21 protein-coding genes, 3 tRNA genes and 1 pseudogene are annotated in these 18,613 nt (G+C 34.6%); 9 read left to right on the top strand and 16 right to left on the bottom strand.

Features of this window, described 5'->3' with window-relative positions:
• Positions 1 to 16: 16 nt before the first annotated feature.
• The 9 genes and pseudogenes from ispD to NBE98_RS18485 all read left to right on the top strand — a co-directional run.
• Positions 17 to 718, top strand: coding sequence for a 2-C-methyl-D-erythritol 4-phosphate cytidylyltransferase (ispD, locus tag NBE98_RS18445; RefSeq protein ID WP_250816480.1), 702 nt, complete (start codon positions 17 to 19; stop codon positions 716 to 718).
• Between the two features lie 158 nt (positions 719 to 876).
• Complete coding sequence (cysS, locus tag NBE98_RS18450; RefSeq protein ID WP_250816481.1) at positions 877 to 2,274, top strand: cysteine--tRNA ligase; 1,398 nt, start codon at positions 877 to 879, stop codon at positions 2,272 to 2,274.
• A gap of 6 nt (positions 2,275 to 2,280) precedes the next feature.
• Complete coding sequence (locus NBE98_RS18455; protein ID WP_250816482.1) at positions 2,281 to 2,700, top strand: Mini-ribonuclease 3; 420 nt, start codon at positions 2,281 to 2,283, stop codon at positions 2,698 to 2,700.
• Between the two features lie 141 nt (positions 2,701 to 2,841).
• The gene (gene rlmB, locus NBE98_RS18460; RefSeq protein ID WP_250817624.1) at positions 2,842 to 3,618 is read left to right on the top strand and encodes a 23S rRNA (guanosine(2251)-2'-O)-methyltransferase RlmB; all 777 of its coding nucleotides are present in this window, start codon (positions 2,842 to 2,844) and stop codon (positions 3,616 to 3,618) included.
• Positions 3,619 to 3,620: 2 nt separating this feature from the next.
• Positions 3,621 to 4,133, top strand: coding sequence for an NYN domain-containing protein (locus tag NBE98_RS18465; protein ID WP_250816483.1), 513 nt, complete (start codon positions 3,621 to 3,623; stop codon positions 4,131 to 4,133).
• Positions 4,134 to 4,205: 72 nt separating this feature from the next.
• A complete protein-coding gene (gene sigH / locus NBE98_RS18470) occupies positions 4,206 to 4,847 on the top strand; it encodes an RNA polymerase sporulation sigma factor SigH (protein ID WP_250816484.1) in 642 nt (213 codons plus the stop codon).
• Between the two features lie 73 nt (positions 4,848 to 4,920).
• Positions 4,921 to 4,994, top strand: a tRNA-Gly gene (locus tag NBE98_RS18475).
• A 12-nt stretch (positions 4,995 to 5,006) separates the two neighbouring features.
• Positions 5,007 to 5,082: transfer RNA gene (locus tag NBE98_RS18480), tRNA-Thr, on the top strand.
• Positions 5,083 to 5,172: 90 nt separating this feature from the next.
• Positions 5,173 to 5,277: pseudogene (locus NBE98_RS18485) on the top strand (GTP-binding protein); the annotation flags it as partial.
• On the opposite strand, the gene NBE98_RS18490 reads toward NBE98_RS18485, so the two are convergent.
• The 16 genes from NBE98_RS18490 to spoIIIAE form a co-directional block, all read right to left on the bottom strand.
• Positions 5,261 to 5,346: transfer RNA gene (locus NBE98_RS18490), tRNA-Leu, on the bottom strand. The pseudogene NBE98_RS18485 and the gene NBE98_RS18490 overlap by 17 nt on opposite strands.
• Positions 5,342 to 6,994, bottom strand: coding sequence for a DNA repair protein RecN (recN, locus tag NBE98_RS18495; RefSeq protein WP_250816485.1), 1,653 nt, complete (start codon positions 6,992 to 6,994; stop codon positions 5,342 to 5,344). The genes NBE98_RS18490 and recN overlap by 5 nt, the downstream gene beginning before the upstream one ends.
• Before the next feature lies 1 nt (position 6,995).
• Positions 6,996 to 7,457: an arginine repressor gene (locus NBE98_RS18500; RefSeq protein ID WP_250816486.1), complete on the bottom strand. Its 462-nt coding sequence runs from the start codon at positions 7,455 to 7,457 to the stop codon at positions 6,996 to 6,998.
• Positions 7,457 to 8,308 carry an NAD(+)/NADH kinase gene (locus NBE98_RS18505; RefSeq protein WP_250816487.1) on the bottom strand — a complete coding sequence of 284 codons (852 nt, stop codon included), beginning with the start codon at positions 8,306 to 8,308 and terminating at the stop codon, positions 7,457 to 7,459. Before NBE98_RS18505 ends, NBE98_RS18500 begins: the two co-directional genes overlap by 1 nt.
• A gap of 20 nt (positions 8,309 to 8,328) precedes the next feature.
• On the bottom strand, positions 8,329 to 9,141 hold the full coding sequence (locus NBE98_RS18510; RefSeq protein ID WP_250816488.1) for a TlyA family RNA methyltransferase: 813 nt from the start codon (positions 9,139 to 9,141) through the stop codon (positions 8,329 to 8,331).
• 10 nt (positions 9,142 to 9,151) lie between these two features.
• On the bottom strand, positions 9,152 to 11,053 hold the full coding sequence (gene dxs / locus NBE98_RS18515; protein ID WP_250816489.1) for a 1-deoxy-D-xylulose-5-phosphate synthase: 1,902 nt from the start codon (positions 11,051 to 11,053) through the stop codon (positions 9,152 to 9,154).
• A 202-nt stretch (positions 11,054 to 11,255) separates the two neighbouring features.
• The gene (locus tag NBE98_RS18520) at positions 11,256 to 12,128 is read right to left on the bottom strand and encodes a polyprenyl synthetase family protein (RefSeq protein WP_250816490.1); all 873 of its coding nucleotides are present in this window, start codon (positions 12,126 to 12,128) and stop codon (positions 11,256 to 11,258) included.
• A gap of 2 nt (positions 12,129 to 12,130) precedes the next feature.
• Positions 12,131 to 12,352 (bottom strand): exodeoxyribonuclease VII small subunit, encoded by a 222-nt coding sequence (locus tag NBE98_RS18525; RefSeq protein WP_250816491.1) that lies wholly within the window; start codon positions 12,350 to 12,352, stop codon positions 12,131 to 12,133.
• A 16-nt stretch (positions 12,353 to 12,368) separates the two neighbouring features.
• The gene (gene xseA / locus NBE98_RS18530) at positions 12,369 to 13,574 is read right to left on the bottom strand and encodes an exodeoxyribonuclease VII large subunit (RefSeq protein WP_250816492.1); all 1,206 of its coding nucleotides are present in this window, start codon (positions 13,572 to 13,574) and stop codon (positions 12,369 to 12,371) included.
• Complete coding sequence (locus tag NBE98_RS18535) at positions 13,564 to 14,412, bottom strand: bifunctional 5,10-methylenetetrahydrofolate dehydrogenase/5,10-methenyltetrahydrofolate cyclohydrolase (RefSeq protein ID WP_250816493.1); 849 nt, start codon at positions 14,410 to 14,412, stop codon at positions 13,564 to 13,566. The genes xseA and NBE98_RS18535 overlap by 11 nt, the downstream gene beginning before the upstream one ends.
• Before the next feature lie 23 nt (positions 14,413 to 14,435).
• A complete protein-coding gene (gene nusB, locus NBE98_RS18540) occupies positions 14,436 to 14,846 on the bottom strand; it encodes a transcription antitermination factor NusB (RefSeq protein ID WP_250816494.1) in 411 nt (136 codons plus the stop codon).
• 236 nt (positions 14,847 to 15,082) lie between these two features.
• A complete protein-coding gene (locus NBE98_RS18545) occupies positions 15,083 to 15,475 on the bottom strand; it encodes an Asp23/Gls24 family envelope stress response protein (RefSeq protein WP_250816495.1) in 393 nt (130 codons plus the stop codon).
• 79 nt (positions 15,476 to 15,554) lie between these two features.
• Entirely contained in the window at positions 15,555 to 16,037 is a 483-nt protein-coding gene (locus NBE98_RS18550) for a SpoIIIAH-like family protein (RefSeq protein WP_250816496.1), read from the bottom strand.
• A 60-nt stretch (positions 16,038 to 16,097) separates the two neighbouring features.
• On the bottom strand, positions 16,098 to 16,754 hold the full coding sequence (spoIIIAG, locus tag NBE98_RS18555; protein WP_250816497.1) for a stage III sporulation protein AG: 657 nt from the start codon (positions 16,752 to 16,754) through the stop codon (positions 16,098 to 16,100).
• A gap of 27 nt (positions 16,755 to 16,781) precedes the next feature.
• On the bottom strand, positions 16,782 to 17,369 hold the full coding sequence (gene spoIIIAF / locus NBE98_RS18560; protein ID WP_250816498.1) for a stage III sporulation protein AF: 588 nt from the start codon (positions 17,367 to 17,369) through the stop codon (positions 16,782 to 16,784).
• An 82-nt stretch (positions 17,370 to 17,451) separates the two neighbouring features.
• On the bottom strand, positions 17,452 to 18,606 hold the full coding sequence (spoIIIAE, locus tag NBE98_RS18565; protein WP_250816499.1) for a stage III sporulation protein AE: 1,155 nt from the start codon (positions 18,604 to 18,606) through the stop codon (positions 17,452 to 17,454).
• Between the last annotated feature and the right edge of the window lie 7 nt (positions 18,607 to 18,613).

Here is an 18,613-nt window from a genome sequence, read left to right on the forward strand (position 1 = left end):
CATAAGGAGTTAAGCTATGGGTAAAGTTTGTGCAGTTATAGTAGCTGCAGGTAGAGGAACAAGAATGAGAGCGGACATAAATAAGCAGTTTCTCAACATAAAAGATAAACCAATACTTTATTATACCTTGAAGGCTTTTGAAAACAGTTCCTCAATAGATGAGATAATTCTGGTTACTGCTAAAACTGAAATTGAATACTGTAAAGCAGAGATTGTTGATAAATATAAAATTAGTAAAATTTCGGCTATAGTTGAAGGTGGAAAAGAAAGACAGCATTCGGTATATAATGGACTTAATGCTTGCACTGACTGTGATGTTGTACTTATACACGATGGTGCAAGGCCTTTTGTAGACGATAGGATTATTGAAGAAGGTATAAAACTTGCTAATGAGCATGGTGCATGTACTTGCGGAGTAGCACCTAAGGATACAATCAAAATTAAAGCAGAAAATGGCTTTTCAAGTACTACTTTAACTAGGGAATCTTTGTTTATTGTTCAAACTCCTCAGTGCTTCAAATATCAACTTATTTTAGAGAGTCATAAAGAGGCTTTTAAAGATAACATAAAAGTTACAGATGACACCAGTATTGCTGAGTATTGTGGACACAAAGTTTTTCTTTATGAAGGTAGTTATAATAACATAAAGATAACAACCCCAGAAGATCTTGTTATTGGTGAAAAGATGTTAGATAAATTATCAATTGACTTGATTTAAGACAATATATATAATTTAAATTGTTACAATTCATTATAACTCACCCTATTAGGGTGGGTTTTTAATTTAAATTTATATGTCGTATAGAAAGTTATTATATGGTAGAATATTATATTATAAAAAAAGTATTCTACGAAGTTTTAAGGGAGGCACAGGGCATGAAAATATATAATACCTTGACTAAAAGAAAAGAAGAATTCATTCCAATTGTACCAGGAGAAGTTAGGATGTATGTCTGTGGGCCTACAGTATACAACTTTTTTCATATAGGCAATGGAAGGACATTTATAGTGTTTGATGCTGTGAGAAGATATTTGGAATACAGAGGCTATAAGGTTAAATTTGTTCAAAACTTTACTGATATAGATGATAAGATGATAAAGAAAGCTAATGAGGAAAACTCAACCGTTAAGGAACTTGGTGATAAGTATATTAGTGAGTATTATAAAGATGCAGACGGACTTAACATAGAAAGAGCAACAATTAACCCAAGAGCAACTGAATTTATGAGCGAAATAGTTGATTTTGTTAAAGATTTAATCGATAGAGGTTTTGCATATGAGGTTGATGGTGATGTATACTTCAGTACAAAAAGTTTTAAGGAATATGGAAAGCTTTCTGGTCAGGATTTAGAGGAACTCCAAGCTGGCGCAAGAATTAGCGTAGATGAAAGAAAAAGAGACCCAATGGATTTTGCTGTTTGGAAAAAACAAAAACCATGTGAACCTGCATGGGAAAGTCCATGGGGTATGGGTAGACCAGGATGGCATATTGAGTGCTCATGCATGGCACATAAACTTTTAGGAGAGACTATAGACATTCATGCAGGTGGAGAGGATTTAGTATTTCCACACCATGAAAATGAAATAGCTCAAAGTGAAGCTAGGACTGGAAAGCCTTTTGCAAACTATTGGATGCACTCAGCCTTCATAAATGTTAACAATCAAAAGATGTCAAAGTCATTAAACAATTTCTTTACTGCAAGAGAGGTTCTAAAAAAGTATAACCCAGATGTTATAAGGTTATTTATGCTTTCTGGTCATTATAGAACTCAGCTTAACTTCAATGAAGAGCTTCTAGAATCATCAAAGGCAGCTCTTGATAGGCTTTACAATGCTATTGGAAACCTTGAAAGTCTACTAGGGGAAGTAAAGAAGGAAGAAATTAGTGAGGAAGAAAAGATTTATGCGGCTGCAATAAATAGTTACAAAGATAAATATATTGAAAAGATGGATGATGATTTTAATACGGCTGATGGAATTTCAGTAATATTTGATTTGATAAGAGATGTGAATACAAATATTAATGTAAACTCCTCAAAGGAATTAATTAATCTTGTTTTAAACCTTATTAGAGAACTTGGAAAACCATTAGGAATACTTCAAAAATCAACAAAGGGAAGTCTCGAAGAAGAAATAGAGGCATTAATTGCGCAAAGACAGCAAGCTAGAAAGGATAAGAACTGGGCGTTATCTGATAAGATAAGGGATGATTTAAAGAGCCGCGGAATTATTCTTGAAGATACACCACAGGGAGTAAGATGGAAGAAGGCTTAATATAATATGGAATTTGATATGCTAAAAGATAGATTTACAGCACAAGAGGCAAGACAACTTAATCCTCTTGTGCTAGCCTTTATAGGAGATGCGATTTATGAGGTTTTTATAAGAACTTACCTTGTGGATCAAAATAGAGATATGTCTGTTCATAAGCTGCATGTTAAGGCTATATCTTTTGTTAAGGCCCATGCTCAAAGTGAATTCATAAAGATACTTGAAGAAAAGCTTACAGAAGAGGAATTAAGCATATTTAAAAGAGGGAGAAATTCTAAATCAGGTACTATACCTAAAAATGCAGACCTCCAGGAATACAAGGCTGCTACAGGCTTTGAGGCCTTGTTAGGATATTTATACGTGACTGAACAAACGGAACGACTTAATTATTTTTTTGGTTTTATTATTGAATCGAAGCAGAATAAGTAATACATAGCGAGTGGCAGAGGAAGGGATAAGATGAAAAGAGAATCACAAAAGAGTAGATTTAGAGACAATGATAGCAATAGAGGTTCGAGGACAGCTAGACCGTTTAGAGAAACCAGAGAAACTAGACCATCGAGAGAAGAAATGGTACCATTAAAAAATAATGAGGAATTACCAGTTAGAGAAGACCTAATTGAGGGAAGAAATGCTGTTATAGAAGCATTAAAGTCAGACAGAACGATTGAACAAATACTTATTGCAAAAGGTGATATTGAAGGTTCTGTAAACTTAATATTAGGTCTTGCAAAAGAAAAAAAGATTGTTATTAAGGAAGTAGATAGAAAAAAACTAGATAATATGTCTATATCTAAGGCGCACCAAGGAGTTATAGCTATAGTTACCCCTTATAAGTATTTCCAGGTAGAAGATATTTTAAATTACGCTGATGAAAAAAATGAAAAGCCGTTTTTGATTATTCTTGATGAGATTGAAGATCCTCATAATTTTGGAGCAATAATTAGAAGCGCCGAAGTTTGTGGAGCGCATGGAATAATTATACCTAAGAGAAGAAATGTAGGGGTAACTCCAATAGTATATAAATCTTCTGCAGGTGCAGTAGAACATATGAAAATTGCCAAGGTTACAAACATCAATGCATTAATAGATGAACTCAAAGAAAAAGGCATATGGATATATGGTGCTGATATGGATGGCGAAAGTTATTGTTTTGAGGTTGATTTTAAGGGTGCGTTGGCATTAGTTATTGGTAGCGAGGGAAGAGGAATTTCAAAGCTAACAAAGAGTAAATGCGACGTGCTCACTAAAATACCTATGGTTGGAAATATTACTTCCTTAAATGCTTCTGTTGCTGGCGGCATTTTAATGTATGAAGTACTAAAACAAAGATTTAAAAGGGAATAAAATTGAGAAGCGTTTTTATAGATGGATACAATGTAATAAGTAGCTGGCCGGAACTTCGCGCTGTTAAAGATTATAGTCTTGAAGCTGCTAGACAAAAACTGATAGATCTTTTGGAAAACTATGCAGCTTTTAAAGGCTATAAGATATTCATAGTTTTTGATGCTCATATGGTGGTGGGAAGTCTTCAAAAAAAAGATAAGATTAGCGATAATTTAGTAGTCGTTTATACCAAAGAAGGGGAGACAGCAGATAGCTATATTGAAAAAGCAATTGACAATATAGGACGTAGAAAGGAAGTTTTTATTGTGACTTCAGATTCCTTAGAACAGCAATTGGCTTTTCAAAGAGGCGCTATCAGAGTGTCTTCAATAGAATTCTACTTTGAAGTAAAGGATGCCGAAGAAAGGATAAAGAGAAGGATCGAAAAACAGCATTCTGAAAAGAGACATCTATTGGAGGATAGGATTGAGAAAGAAATTCTGGAAAAACTTGAAAAATTACGTAGAAGCAAATAAAATTCCTTGACGAAAAAAATAATTCTAATGTATAATCAAAATAAGGCAAAGTGTTGCTTTAGGGGGGATACAATGGATAAAAGGGTAGGTTCTGTTAGAAGTTCTTGCTGGTTTGAGGATAAACTTGACGAAGAAATTGTAATCGATGCAAAAAAGGGAAATGTTAGGGCACAAGAATACTTAATAAATAAATATCAAAACTTTGTAAAGTCTAAGGCGAAATCATATTTTTTAATTGGAGCAGACAAGGAAGATATTTACCAAGAAGGTATGATAGGACTTTATAAGGCTATTAGAGATTTCAAGCCTGATAAGCTATCCTCATTCAAGGCTTTTGCGGAGCTTTGTGTTACAAGGCAAATAATTACAGCTATAAAAACAGCTACTCGCCAAAAGCATATTCCACTTAATACATATATATCTATTAATAAACCTATATATGATGAGGAGTCAGACAGAACACTACTGGATATATTATCTGCAGCTAAAGTAACAGACCCTGAAGAAATGATTATTAGCCAAGAAGAATTAAAACATATACACAAAGAAATAGGAGATGTATTGTCTGATTTGGAATTAGAAGTATTAGCTTCCTATCTTGATGGTAAGTCATATCAGGAGATTGCGTGCGATTTGAATCGACATGCTAAATCTATAGATAATGCTCTTCAAAGAGTTAAAAGAAAATTGGAAAAAAGTTTATATGGAAAGTAATAAATATATATTGACATATAAACGTTTTTACATTAAAATTAGTAATTGGTATGTGACATAAAGTTGCATGTTGGCGGGTGTAGCTCAATGGCAGAGCCCTAGCTTCCCAAGCTAGTCACGAGGGTTCGATTCCCTTCACCCGCTCCAGAAGAGCAAATTGCCCATATAGCTCAGTCGGTAGAGCGTCACCTTGGTAAGGTGGAGGTCACCAGTTCAATCCTGGTTATGGGCTCCAATTATTTTTTAAACTTTTACAACACACCTGGATGTGTGTATTTGAAAGTACATAATATTGAATTTTTTTATTCGAAGGAGGAACAAAGAAATGTCAAAGGCAAAATTTGAAAGAAATAAGCCACACGTAAACATTGGAACAATAGGACACGTAGACCACGGAAAGACAACATTAANGGTGCTGAAGACCGGAATCGAACCGGTACGGTGTTTAACCACCGCAGGATTTTAAGTCCTGTGCGTCTGCCAGTTCCGCCACTTCAGCATGTCACAATCNAAGTAAGCTTTGTAACCTCTGCACCACCAACCATTCTAGCAATTTCATACTGCTTTTCCTGTTGATTCATTTTTTTAACTGAGGTAAAGGTTTTTCCTTCTTTGACATCTTTTGCTATAAGATAGTGTACATCAGAAATGCAAGCTATTTGAGGCAGATGAGTTACACAAAACACTTGATGTCCATTAGAAATGGAGTACATTTTTTCGGCAACGCTTTGAGCCACTCTTCCGCTTATACCAACATCTATTTCATCAAAAATAACGGAAGGTATATGATCCTTATCTACAAACACAGTTTTTAGTGCCAGCATTATTCTTGAAAGCTCTCCACCTGACACTATTCTTTCTAGTGGTTTTAGAGGTTCGCCCGGATTTGTTGAAATTAAAAATTGTACTTTGTCTCCTCCAAGTTCATTAAAGCTCTCTATTAATTGAACCTCGATTTTAAAAGTACTTTTTTCAAGTCCAATATAGCTTAGCTCACTCTTTACGGATTTTTCTAACTTGTCAGCAATTTTAGTTCTTATAGCATGCAGTATGTTGGCTTTATCCTTCAGCTTATCTTCTTTAGCTTTTCTTTCAAGCTTTAATTTTTCAATAATTTCACTGCTGTTTATAAGGTCATTATACTGCTTTTCAATCTTATCTCTATACTCTAGGATATCTTCTATAGTATTTCCATACTTTTTTTTATATAATCCAATCTGATAAACTCTGCTGTTTATAAACTCCAGTCTTCCTTCATCATATTGAATAGTATCCTTTAACTTTCTAATATGCTCTGAATTCTCTTCTACAATATAATAGACTTCTTCCAAATTGTCAGCAATAGGCTTTATTTTTTCCATATGCTTTTGTATGCTTCTTAATTCCTTTATAGCTACACCTAGTCCATCATAAATAGATACAGTATTTTCACTGCCGCTGTTTAATATTTCATAGGAACTACCTAAGGCTTTATTTATTTTTTCAGCATTTGCAAGCATTGAATACTCGCTTTCAAGCTCCACATCTTCGCCATTTTTTAACTTAGCTTTATTTATTTCATCAAGCTGATACCTATAGAAATCTATCAGTTTTTCTTTTTCTCCATCCTTGCCTTGAAGCTTGTTGATTTCACTTTCTATTTCAAGATATCTTCTATATACGTTTTTGTATTCTTCAAGCTCCTTCATTAACTCCTTGTCTCCAAAGGAATCCAAATAATCTATATGGTTGGAAGACTCTAACAGATTTTGATTTTCATGTTGTCCATGGATATCTAGAAGAGTCGAGCTTACAGCCTTTATATTTGACAATAACAGTGACTTTCCATTTATTTTTGCAACACTTTTTCCTGATTGAAAAGTTTCTCTACTTATTATAACCAAATCTTCAAAATCAACTTCAAGATCCTTTAAAACTTCTGAAGTCCTGTCGCTTTCTAATGAAAATACAGCTTCAACATAAGTTTTATCTTCGCCAGTTCTAATCAAATCCTTACTGAATTTGCCTCCTAGCACATAATTTATAGCATCTATCAGTATAGATTTACCTGCTCCTGTTTCTCCGGTTAGAACATTAAAGCCTCTATCAAAGGTTATACTAAGCCTTTCAATAAGAGCAAAATTTGTTATATTTATCTGTAGAAGCATTTTAAGCCTCCTGTTCGCTTATCATTTTCTTAATTCTTTGTACTAACTGAGTAGCTTGCTGTAATGTCCTAACTAAAATAAATATGGTATTATCTCCAGCTATAGTTCCAACTATTCCCTCAAAGTGAAGTGAATCAACTGCCTCCGCAGCAACAGATGCAGAGCCAGAAATTGTTTTAACAACTATGAATTTATCAACGTTTTCTACTGATAAGACTGTTTGACTAAATACACTTACCAGCTTATCTGATAAAAATTTTTCAACAGGAGCTATTGAAGCGTATTTATACTTTCCGTTGTTTGACAATACCTTTATGAGCTTGAGTTCTTTTATATCTCTTGAAACTGTAGCTTGAGTAACATCCATTCCAATATTTTTCAGTTCTTCTGCCAATTCCTCTTGAGTCTCGATATCCTTTGAATTAATAATTTCTAATATTTTTGCATGTCTTGCAACTTTCATTATTTATCACCTTCACACTCTTTCGTTCTTGAGGTTATCTTTTGTCTCAGTATGCTGAAGTAATCGTAGCTTGAAAGCTTTATTAGCTTGCACCTGTATTGAGACATACTTACTGTTATCTTGTCTTCTTCAACAAGTTCTAGAGACTGCTGTCCGTCTACAGTTAAAAAAACGCTTTCATGCTTCTTCTTAACAGTTAGTCTTACCTTGCTGCTGCCATCTATAACTATTGTCCTTACTCCAAGAGAGTGAGGACATATTGGTGTAATAGACATAAGCTTTAAATTAGGATACATAATTGGTCCTCCAGCAGACAAAGAATATGCTGTTGAGCCAGTTGGCGTTGAGACAATAACACCATCTGCAGTAAAGGAGGAATAAAACCTGTCATCAATGTATATATCATACTTTGCCATTCTTGCAAGAGTCCCTTTAGCAAGAACAATATCATTTAAGCATACATATTTTTTTTCGCGGCCAGCACCTTCCACATTGCAGTCAAGCATTGCTCTTTCTTCTATTCTATAATCATTGTTTTTTATACTTTCCATAGCATAGCAAAATTCAGAGCTTTCTACTTCTGTTAAAAATCCAAGATTTCCTATGTTAACACCTAATAATGGTATATTAAACTTAAATATTTCTCTTGCTGTACCTAACAGTGTTCCATCTCCGCCTAAAGATATTATCATATCTAAATTGCTGGTAGACTTTTCATCAAGTCCAATAGTATCTTTAAACACCTTAATTGCCGCATCTGACATAATATCTTTGATAGTATTTTGTATAAACCTTAAAATTTCACCATTTTTGTCTTTCCCCGTATTTAAATTAATACCGATATTTCTCATATATCCTCCCATGGACAGCCTTAGTTTAAATTTCCATGTGCCTCTTCTACAATCCTGTCGATGTAATTAAGTTCAAAAGCTTCATCATAATTTTCATCTTTTGTAAAATAAACAAGATACTCTATATTTCCTTCAGGTCCCCTTATTGGCGAGTAATCCAAGCCTATTATTTTTAAATTCAATCCTTTGATAAAATCTATTATACCATAAATAACCTCTTTATGTGTTGAAGCCTCTTTAACAACACCACGTTTGCCAACCTTTTCTCTTCCTGCTTCAAACTGAGGCTTTATGAGCGCAGCAACTTCTCCATCGGCTGCAAGCAAATTAATTACTGGCTCAATAACCTTTTTCAACGAAATAAAGGAAACATCAATACTTGCAAAATTACCAAGCTCCCCTATCTGCTCTGGAGTAACATATCTAACATTTGTTCTTTCCATACATACAACTCTAGGATCTGTTCTAAGTTTCCATGCAAACTGTCCATAGCCCACATCAATTGAGAAAACTTTTCTGGCTCCATTTTGAAGCATACAGTCCGTAAAGCCTCCAGTAGATGCTCCTATATCAAAGCACACCTTATCCTTTAATTCTATATTAAATTTTTTGATAGCTTTTTCAAGCTTTAAGCCTCCTCTGCTTACATAAGGAAGAGACTCACCCCTAAACTCAATCTCTGAGCTTTCAAGCACCTTGTCTCCACACTTGTCAACTCTTTGACCATCTATAAAAATTTGACCAGCCATTATACTGGCTCTGGCCCTTTCTCTTGATTCAAATATGCCTTTTTTAACCAAAAGCACATCTAATCTTTCTTTAGCTTCTGCCATTTACTTCCTCCTACAACAGCTTTCTGATGCTGGAAGCTATTCCACTCGCATCCAATCCATAAAGCTTATATAATACGTCAACACTACCATGAGTGATAAATTCATCTTTAAAACCTAAATTTATAATTTCCATCTTGCTTCCTATGGAAGCTGCATATTGTAGCACAGCAGAACCTAACCCACCGTGTATTACATTATCTTCAACAGTAATAATGCTGAAGCCTTCATTAAGTAACTTCTTAATGAACTCTTTATCAATAGGCTTTATAAAGCAGGAATTTACTATCGTTAAATCCACAGAGCTAGGTTCAAGCCTATCTTTTGCTAGAAGAGCATGCTGTACCATTTTTCCTGCGGCTATAACAGCAATCTTCTTTCTTGGCTTTTCAACAAACTCAGATTTATAAACTACTTCCCACTTTCCTTTTATAAAGTTTTCTACTGGTATTAGTTCCAGATCAGTATAATCCCCGCCTCTAGGATATCTTATAGCAATTGGGTGATTTTGTTTTACTGCCCATCTAAGCATTGTTTTTAGCTCAGGTATGCATTTAGGTGTCATAATAGTCATATTAGGCATATGTGATAAGAAAGACAGGTCAAATACTCCTTGATGAGTTTCACCATCCTCACCAACAATACCAGCTCTATCTATAGCAAAAACCACAGGAAGCTTTTGAATGCAAACATCATGAAGCACTTGATCATATGCTCTCTGTAGAAATGTTGAATATACTGCAAACACAGGCTTTAATCCCTCGCTTGCCATCCCTGCAGCAAGCGTAACTGCATGCTGCTCTGCAATGCCTACATCGAAAAATCTATTAGGAAACTTTTCAGCAAACTTGTTAAGCCCTGTACCATCTCTCATGGCAGCTGTAATAGCTACTACATTCTTATGCTCTGAAGCTATCTCTACAATCTCGCTGCCAAAGGCTCCGGAATAAGAACTGCCTCCTGAGGTACACATTTCTCCGCTGTCACAGTTAAAGGGTCCTACGCCGTGAAACTTTCCAGGATTTTTCTCTGCATACTTATAGCCTTTTCCTTTTTGAGTTACTACATGTATAATAACAGGCTCATTAATACCTTTAGCCATAGACATTACCTTTGAAAGATCCTTAATATTATGTCCATCTATGGGACCAAAATATCTTAAGCCCATGTCTTCAAAAAGCATGCTGGGTACAATTACCTGCTTAATTCCATCCTTAATTTTTTCGATTGAATCCGCCATTCCCTTTCCTATACTAGGAATTTTTCTTAAAGTTGTATCCACCTCTTGTTTAAGTTTATTATACTTAGGATCAACTCTAAGCTTGCTTAGGTAGGTAGAAAGTCCTCCTACATTTTTACCAATAGACATTTCATTATCATTTAAAATTATAATTATTTTTGTTTTCTTATATCCAACATCGTTTAGAGCCTCTAAGGCCATTCCACCTGTTAAAGCTCCATCGCCAATCACTGCAACTACTTCATGCTTTTTCCCGCTTAAGTCTCTTGCTCTAGCCATACCAAGCGCTGCTGATATGGAAGTACTGCTGTGTCCAGTCTCAAATCTGTCATATATACTTTCGTCTCTTTTAGGAAAACCGCTCAAACCTTGGTATTTTCTTAAAGTATCAAATTTATCTTTTCTTCCAGTAAGTATTTTATGAATATAGGCTTGGTGACCAACATCCCAAACAAGCCTGTCGTTATCAAAATCAAAAACATTGTAAAGGCTTAATGTAAGCTCTACAACTCCAAGATTTGAAGCCAGATGACCTCCTGTTTTAGAAACTTTATCTATTAAAAAACTTCGAATATCCTGAGCAAATTTATCTAAATCTGCAAAAGACATCTTTTTTATCACGTTTGCATCTTTATATAAATCTAGAATTTTATAATTCTCTACTATTTCTTGCATAATTATCTTTCCTTTATTTTATACAAATTTTAATATTCAACTAGTCTATATTAGATTATTCCCAATAATATTAAACCTATAATCTAAACAATATACTATCATTTTCAACAAGAGGATGTAAAGATTTTTATGCATTAGAAAAGAAAAAGCGGCTAATTTTGTTTATTAGCCGCTTTTAATGTCATTAATATGTAATAAAAAATTAAAATTCTCTCTGTAAGAGGAATAAGGATAATTCTTTCAAACTGCTGGTATCCTTAGATATCTCATCTAATAGACTCATGCACTCGTTAGTTAAATCTGTGCATATTTTCTTACAGCCTTCAAGCCCGTAAGTTGATATGAAATTCGTTTTGCTGTGCTCAGTATCAGCATTTGTATTCTTTCCGAGTAGTTCTGGATTGCCGGTTACGTCGAGAATGTCATCTTTAACCTGAAACGCAAGTCCAAGCTTCTCTCCGTACTTTGACAAAATTTCAAGCTCTTCTTCAGAAGCATTTCCAAGCATGGCACCTGTTACTATTGCAGCTTTTATAAGTGCACCTGTCTTATTCCTATGCATGTAAAGAAGCTCCTCAGTTGATATGTTCTTGCCCTCACTTAAGATATCTACTACCTGCCCTCCGATCATTCCTTCGGCACCAGCAGCATCCGAGATACAACTACACGCTCTTAAGGTATCTATGCCTTTATAAAGACTAAACTTGAACATAATGTTCATAGCTTCATTTAAAAGCGCATCTCCAGCTAAAACAGCTATTGCCTCCCCATAAACCTTATGATTTGTAGGCTTTCCTCTTCTTAGGTCATCATCATCCATGCAAGGCAGGTCATCATGGATTAATGAATAAGTATGTATCATTTCCATGGCAGCTGCTATAGGCATAATATCCTTATAATCCCCGTTGTACATATTGTAGACTAAAAGCATCAAAACTGGTCTTATTCTCTTCCCCCCAATATTGATGCTGTAGGACATTGCTTCATATATCCTCTTATTATAGCTGCCTTCTTTATCTTTAAAATAGTCCCTTAAAAACTTTTCAACTTCTGTTTTTAAAATCTTGCTATCCATTGTTATTCCTCATTAAGTATAAAGTTTTCTTCTTTATTGTCTGTTAAAATTTTTATTTTTCCTTCCGCCTCGTTTAAGGCTTTATAAAGCTTATTGCACAGCTTTACACCTTCTTCGTAATACTTCATAGACTGCTCTAAGGAAAGCTGTTCACTATCCATTAAAGCTGCTATCTCTTCAAGTTTATTCATCATGCTTTCAAAGTTCTCAGTTTTCTTTGCCATATACATTACTCTCCTGTTACTTTTCCTCAACATATTCAAGTGCTGCTTTAACTCTGCCATCCTTTACAGTTATCAAAATATCGGTGATGCTCAAAAGGGTTTGTTTGCTGCTTACAAGTTTTCCATTAGCATCCTCTATTACTGCATAGCCTTTGTTTAAAACCTTAAGAGGATTATGAGCGTCTATAACAGCATGCAGCCTGCTTAATTCTTCCCTTTTAATTCTTAGTTTTGACTCAACCCTCATAGCAAGTCTGCTTTGCAAATTATCAATGTAGTTATACTGGTTTATTATCTTATTCATAGGGCTGTGTATCTCAAGAGTTTTCTTTAGAAGCTCTACCTTGTTATGGTTTCTTCTGAGAGTATCCTTTAAGGCACCTTCAAAGTATCCACTATATCCCTCTATCTTAACCTGTATCTCCTCTAAGCCTGGAACCGCAAGTTCTGCCGCTGCAGAAGGAGTAGGTGCTCTCATATCGCTTACAAAATCAACAATTGTAAAATCCGTTTCATGTCCAACGCCAGTAATTATAGGTTTTTTAGAGTTAAAAACTTCATAGGCAAGCTTTTCATTGTTAAAGGCCCATAATTCTTCAATGGATCCTCCGCCTCTAGCTAGTATTATAACATCTACTTTTTCAGTGTTATTTAATATTTTTAAGCCTCTAATTATATCCTCGCTGGCATTTTCACCCTGAACCAAAGCAGGGTATAATAAAAGATCTACAGCTTTGTTTCTCCTGGTTGCTACATTTATTATATCTCTAACAGCAGCACCTGTTGGAGACGTTATTATCCCAATCCTTGCAGGATACTTTGGAATAGCTCTTTTATGTTCTAAATTAAACAAGCCTTCCCTTTCAAGCTTGTTCTTCATTTCCTGAAACTTTATATATAATTCTCCTATGCCTTCCTGCTTCATTTCATAGCAGTACAGCTGATATGCTCCGTCCTTTTCATATACGGAAACCTTGCCTTTAACTACAACGGACTCTCCATCTTTGGGTCTGAATTTTAAATTGCTAGCGTAGGTCTTAAACATTATACAGTTTATTTTGCTGTTTTCATCTTTTAAAGAAAAATACAAGTGTCCGCTGGAGTGCATTTTAAAATTTGATATTTCACCTTTAATATTTAAGTTATTTAATATAAAATCAGCATCTATCATCTTTTTAACATAATTATTTAATGCTGAAACTGACAAAGTTTTAATATACATTCTTCTTCATTGCCTCACAGGTATTTTTTATAAGCATAACTGTAGTTACGGCTCCCACGCCTCCTGGAACAGGTGTGATAAAGGAAGCCTTTTTTATTGCTTCTTCAAATAGCACATCACCCTTCATCTTACCATTCAATCTTGAGGTTCCAACGTCTATAACAACAGCAGCTTCCTTTATGTACTCTTCAGTGATAAATTCAGGCTTTCCAAGAGCACAAATTAAAATGTCAGCACTGCTGCAAACTTTCTTAAGCTCCTCTGTTTTTGAGTGGCAAATCGTAACAGTGCAATTTTCATTTAGTAAAAGCTGCGCCGCAGGCTTTCCCACTATATTGCTTCTACCAACAACAACAGCATGCTTTCCTTGAAGCTTCACTCCAGTTGTTTTTATAAGATGGAGAATACTTTGAGGAGTGCAGGGCACAAAACAATCTTCTCCCTTGTAGAACTTTCCTAAATTTATATCCGTTAATCCATCTACATCTTTCTTATAGTTTAAGCTTGAGGTAATTTTCTTTTCGTCTATATGCTTTGGAAGAGGGAGCTGGATTATTACTCCATCAACTGTTTCATCATTATTTAAGCTGTGAACAACCTCTAAAAGTTCTTCCTCTGCTATAGTCTCATCTAGAATTACGTGTCTGTTCTCAACACCAAGCTCGTCGCAAAGTTTTTTTTGATTATTCACATAGTAAATGGATCCACCGTCATTGCCAACCAAAACAGTAGCAAGACATGGAATCCTGCCTTTTTCTAATTTAGCTTTTTCTACAAAAGTCTTTATCTCTTCCTTAATAGCTGACGCAGCAACTCTGCCATCAATTATTGACCCCATTTCTTAAAGCCCCCTTTTATAAATTAATCATTATTTGCTTTAATCATGCTTCCTAAAACACCGTTTATAAATTGAAAGGATTTAGGATCCGAGTACTTCTTTGAAAGTTCGATACCTTCATTAACAGCTACCTTGTTTGGTATATCCTCTTCAAAAAGTATTTCATATGTACTTGTTCTTAAGATTGCCAAATCTATTTTAGCTAGTCTATATAGCTTCCAGTTTATTAAATGCTGTTCAATTGTCTTATCTATAGTTTCTATGTTTTCCTGAACACCTTTAAGGATTCTCGTCACATACTCCATATCCACATCTGACAAGTCATTGTCTGTATGCTCTTTAAAGTTCTCTAGTATTTCACTGTAATCTTCCTTATTTATAGACATTTCAAAAAGCAGCGTCATCGCAACTTCTCTTGATTTTCTTCTGTTCATCAAAATTCCTCCTAATTTTTACTGCGCACGAGCAGCTTAATAAACTGTTTGCACAAATCAAGCTTCCCGTTAAAGCTCACTTAAGCCATTAATCTCCTATAAACTACGATACTTATACCAATTATTAATATTATTCCATATTTCAATTATTATCAAGTTATATATATTTATACAGCACAAAAGTTTTTTAACCACTTCTCCAAAGTAAAAACCCTCTGACAAGCAGAGGGCATTAATTATTCTTCGTTTTCTACTCTAATCTCATCGAGCTTAGGTATTGCTACGTTTTGCACATGAACATTTACAGCTGATACCACAAGTCCAGTCATAGTCTCAACAGTTCTCTTCACACTGTCTTGAACCATTTTTGCAACTTCAGGTATTTTAACTCCATATTCTATAACTACAAACAAATCAATTGTAGCACTATTTTCTCCAACGTTAACCTTAACTCCCTTAGACAAGTTCTTCTTACCTGTAAGAATTTGTGTTATGCCTCCAACCAAATTTGCGCTCATTCCTATAACGCCCTTAATTTCAGTAGCTGCAAGACCAGCTATAACACCAACAACCTCATCAGATATTTTAACAATACCCATATCAATTTCTTCTCTTAAATTTTCTTCCATAACAGTACCTCCTTGCCTGAATAAGCAACTGCTCTTATCTTAGGTATATTATATCAAATGTAATTTGCTTTTACAAACATTATTGTTTTCTAGCTATTTCAACATCCTTAACTTTTGTAAAATTAACTACTATATTTTTTATATCCTTTGTTTGCTTGTCTGTTAGGTTTTCCTTTGCCTTAACATAAACAGTAACCTTATCTTCTGCTATTTGGCAGAAGGAATCTTCATAACCCTTACCTTGAAGCTGAGCTTCTATTTTCTTCTCATTTTCAATATTAGCTGAAAGAGTGTTGAACTTTTTAAGTGTAGCTTCCTTTTGCTCTTTAGCTATGTTAGGATCATTTATTAAAGTTTGATATGTAGGAAGTGTCCTTGCGTTTTCAGTATCACGCTTAAGTCTTAAATCAGCAATGACATCGCTCTTTGTTGTGCTGGCAGCTTGTTCACCGATTTCTCTTCCGTCCACATATAAAGGACTGTTTACCTTTGTGGCAAGTATTCCTGCACACACGATTAATACTAATAAAGTGGCGATAATAAAGGCTTGTTTCTTATTCATTTATGAATTCCCCCCATCATTCTTTTTACTGAATTATATGATATTTTTTAATACTTTATGCTACTTTTTCATTGGAAAAACACTAACTTTATCTGTTGCTACATTATAGAGTCCTGTAACAGCTTTGATTATTTTAAGCTCAATGGCTCTTTCCTTTGCTCCTTCAGCTACAACAACAACACCTATGACCTTAGGGTTTGCAGTTTTTACAATTAAAGGCTGATTTTTCATTCCATCATTAGTTATTACAATAGTACTTCCATCGTTTTTTTGAGTTGTCTCTCTAGTTCCTCCGGCGTTATCTTTTTCCTTGGTATTGTTTGTGGAATTATTAATATTTACAGCTGGTATCTGCTCTTCGCTTCCATCAAAGGTAAGCATAACATTAACTCTGCCTACTCCATCGATATCCTGTAGAACAGACTTCAGCTTGTTTTCAGCAGCTATTTCACTTTCACTCATATTCGATCTCACACTACTCACTATTGGTTTATCTTCATTTGTTATCTTAGCAGTGCTTGCGCTTTTAAAATAGTCGCTTCCAATCATAGCCAATATGCCCAGTAAAATTGCAGATAAACAGATTATGAGAAAATTAGGGAACTTGCTATTCTTTCCTTTCTCTAGCCTAACCTCTTTAATTTCTTTCGTTTCCTCGCTGTTAAAAAGTTTCTTTAATTCTTTGTAAATACCTTCCAGAAACTTGTGAATATCCATAGTGTACCTCCTTATAAACTTATAGTTTTAGTTTTTATAAACTTCTATAGAATTTGCAGCTAACTTTAGCTCGCCGCTTAAGTATTCCTTTATAAGCCTACTTCTTTCATCATTTAAGGATTGGGTTAAATTTTCTACGTTACCCTTTGTTGTTATAACAACCTTCTTAACTGGATTAATAGTTCCATCCTTTACTCCAACCTTAAGGCTTTTAACATATACGCTGTCATTCTGATCATCATAAGCTACTTGAGCTTCAATTGCGTAATTGTTTTTAGGAAATCTATCTTTTAATTTTGCTTGAACAGCACTTTCCAAGTTTAGCTTAAAGGTATCCAGGGTTTTAGTCATACTGTCATTCTTATACTTACTGTAAGTGTTATCATATTCTTTAGAATCTACATACTTTGTTGCCTGATTCACATACTCGTTAAAATCGAAACCCTTGTCAAAAATTTTTATAATTGGATTAATGAGCACAGTAATTAGTATCAAACCCAAAACAAACTTGGCATATTTCTTAAAGCTGTTGCTTGGCAAAATCATTTCAACTGCTGTGATAAAAATAACTGCTGTACATATGGTTATTATAAAGCTCCTTAGCTCTCCAATCATGGCATCCTCTCCCTAACTAGTTATCTAGCTATATAGTTTATATTTATCTTCTTATTCAGTCATACACTTTTTTCCTAAGTCATCATCCTCCTACAGCCATTTTCCCAGCAGAAGCAATGATTGAAACCATGATGAAAAACATGATTGATATACTTATTACACAAGACATTACAAGGGTTATAGAATTCCCTACAGAAGACAAACAGGTTACTATTTTCGAATCGCTTATTGGCTCGATTAAAGCTGCTGTAAGTCTGTACATAAAAGACATAATAAGAAGCTTAATAATTGGGAATATTGCTATTATTAGTATTATGACAAGTCCCAATCCACTTAAGGCATTCTTCAGAAGCAGAGAGTAACCTGCTACACTTGCTATCGCATCTGATAGAGCCTTACCAATTACAGGTATAAAATTATCCACTGCATACTTGGCAGTCTTTACTGTTACCTGATCAATTGTTTTTGAAGCCATTCCTCTAACAGAAACTATTCCTATGAATATTGTTACCATTATGCCCTGGGTCCATATTGCTACTTGACTTATAAGCTTTGTTAACTTGTCGATTTTAAAACCGCTTGAAATATTATTAGCAAACTGAAGTACAAAGCTCATAAAAATAAGTGGAATAATCAAATTAGCATAGATTTTAACACTTACATTTATTGCTACTAGTATTATAGGATCCATAACAGCAGCCTCTGTAAAACCTCCCACGCTTGCTAATAGCATCATGAGTACAGGAATAAGCGCAGCCATGAAATCTGATATCCTGTATATGGTATCCCTTGCAACTTGCACTGCTCCATAAAAGCTTTTAGAAAGAATTATTATCATCAAAGCATAACAGGCAAAGTAAGCTATATTAGACAAATTGTCATTGCTGAAAGCCTGCTGCAGGTTATTTAGAAGTGCACAGATTATCGCTATTATTATAAGTATCGACATGGACTTTAGTATTGCAGCCGCCTCCTTAAAGGCATAGGCAGCAAAAGCCCTTGTAATCTTTGAAACCGAAAACTTACCATCGCCCGTCTTTAAAAATTCAGATACAAATTTCCTAGCATCCAAATCTTTTAACACTTCGTAGTCTGTTTTCATATTCACTATGTATTCATAAAGCCTTTCAATTTTAGTGTTTTCTTCTGCATTTAAGTTATTCTCTGCCGCTCCAGCAGCTTGTGCACTGAAAGGCAGCATGATTATAAGCAAAAGAACTAATATTATTTTTTTCATATCATAC

This window comes from Clostridium swellfunianum, assembly GCF_023656515.1.
In the GTDB taxonomy this organism is placed as follows: Bacteria; Bacillota; Clostridia; order Clostridiales; family Clostridiaceae; genus Clostridium_AT; species Clostridium_AT swellfunianum.

Bases quoted from the DNA above. Each gene is read 5' to 3' on its own strand.
- ispD (WP_250816480.1), top strand. From the start codon at position 17: ATGGGTAAAGTTTGTGCAGTTATAGTAGCTGCAGGTAGAGGAACAAGA.
- cysS (WP_250816481.1), top strand. From the start codon at position 877: ATGAAAATATATAATACCTTGACTAAAAGAAAAGAAGAATTCATTCCA.
- NBE98_RS18455 (WP_250816482.1), top strand. From the start codon at position 2,281: ATGGAATTTGATATGCTAAAAGATAGATTTACAGCACAAGAGGCAAGA.
- rlmB (WP_250817624.1), top strand. From the start codon at position 2,842: ATGGTACCATTAAAAAATAATGAGGAATTACCAGTTAGAGAAGACCTA.
- sigH (WP_250816484.1), top strand. From the start codon at position 4,206: ATGGATAAAAGGGTAGGTTCTGTTAGAAGTTCTTGCTGGTTTGAGGAT.
- NBE98_RS18500 (WP_250816486.1), bottom strand. From the start codon at position 7,457: ATGAAAGTTGCAAGACATGCAAAAATATTAGAAATTATTAATTCAAAG.
- NBE98_RS18505 (WP_250816487.1), bottom strand. From the start codon at position 8,308: ATGAGAAATATCGGTATTAATTTAAATACGGGGAAAGACAAAAATGGT.
- NBE98_RS18510 (WP_250816488.1), bottom strand. From the start codon at position 9,141: ATGGCAGAAGCTAAAGAAAGATTAGATGTGCTTTTGGTTAAAAAAGGC.
- dxs (WP_250816489.1), bottom strand. From the start codon at position 11,053: ATGCAAGAAATAGTAGAGAATTATAAAATTCTAGATTTATATAAAGAT.
- NBE98_RS18520 (WP_250816490.1), bottom strand. From the start codon at position 12,128: ATGGATAGCAAGATTTTAAAAACAGAAGTTGAAAAGTTTTTAAGGGAC.
- NBE98_RS18525 (WP_250816491.1), bottom strand. From the start codon at position 12,352: ATGGCAAAGAAAACTGAGAACTTTGAAAGCATGATGAATAAACTTGAA.
- xseA (WP_250816492.1), bottom strand. From the start codon at position 13,574: ATGTATATTAAAACTTTGTCAGTTTCAGCATTAAATAATTATGTTAAA.
- NBE98_RS18535 (WP_250816493.1), bottom strand. From the start codon at position 14,412: ATGGGGTCAATAATTGATGGCAGAGTTGCTGCGTCAGCTATTAAGGAA.
- nusB (WP_250816494.1), bottom strand. From the start codon at position 14,846: ATGAACAGAAGAAAATCAAGAGAAGTTGCGATGACGCTGCTTTTTGAA.
- NBE98_RS18545 (WP_250816495.1), bottom strand. From the start codon at position 15,475: ATGGAAGAAAATTTAAGAGAAGAAATTGATATGGGTATTGTTAAAATA.
- NBE98_RS18550 (WP_250816496.1), bottom strand. From the start codon at position 16,037: ATGAATAAGAAACAAGCCTTTATTATCGCCACTTTATTAGTATTAATC.
- spoIIIAG (WP_250816497.1), bottom strand. From the start codon at position 16,754: ATGGATATTCACAAGTTTCTGGAAGGTATTTACAAAGAATTAAAGAAA.
- spoIIIAF (WP_250816498.1), bottom strand. From the start codon at position 17,369: ATGATTGGAGAGCTAAGGAGCTTTATAATAACCATATGTACAGCAGTT.
- spoIIIAE (WP_250816499.1), bottom strand. From the start codon at position 18,606: ATGAAAAAAATAATATTAGTTCTTTTGCTTATAATCATGCTGCCTTTC.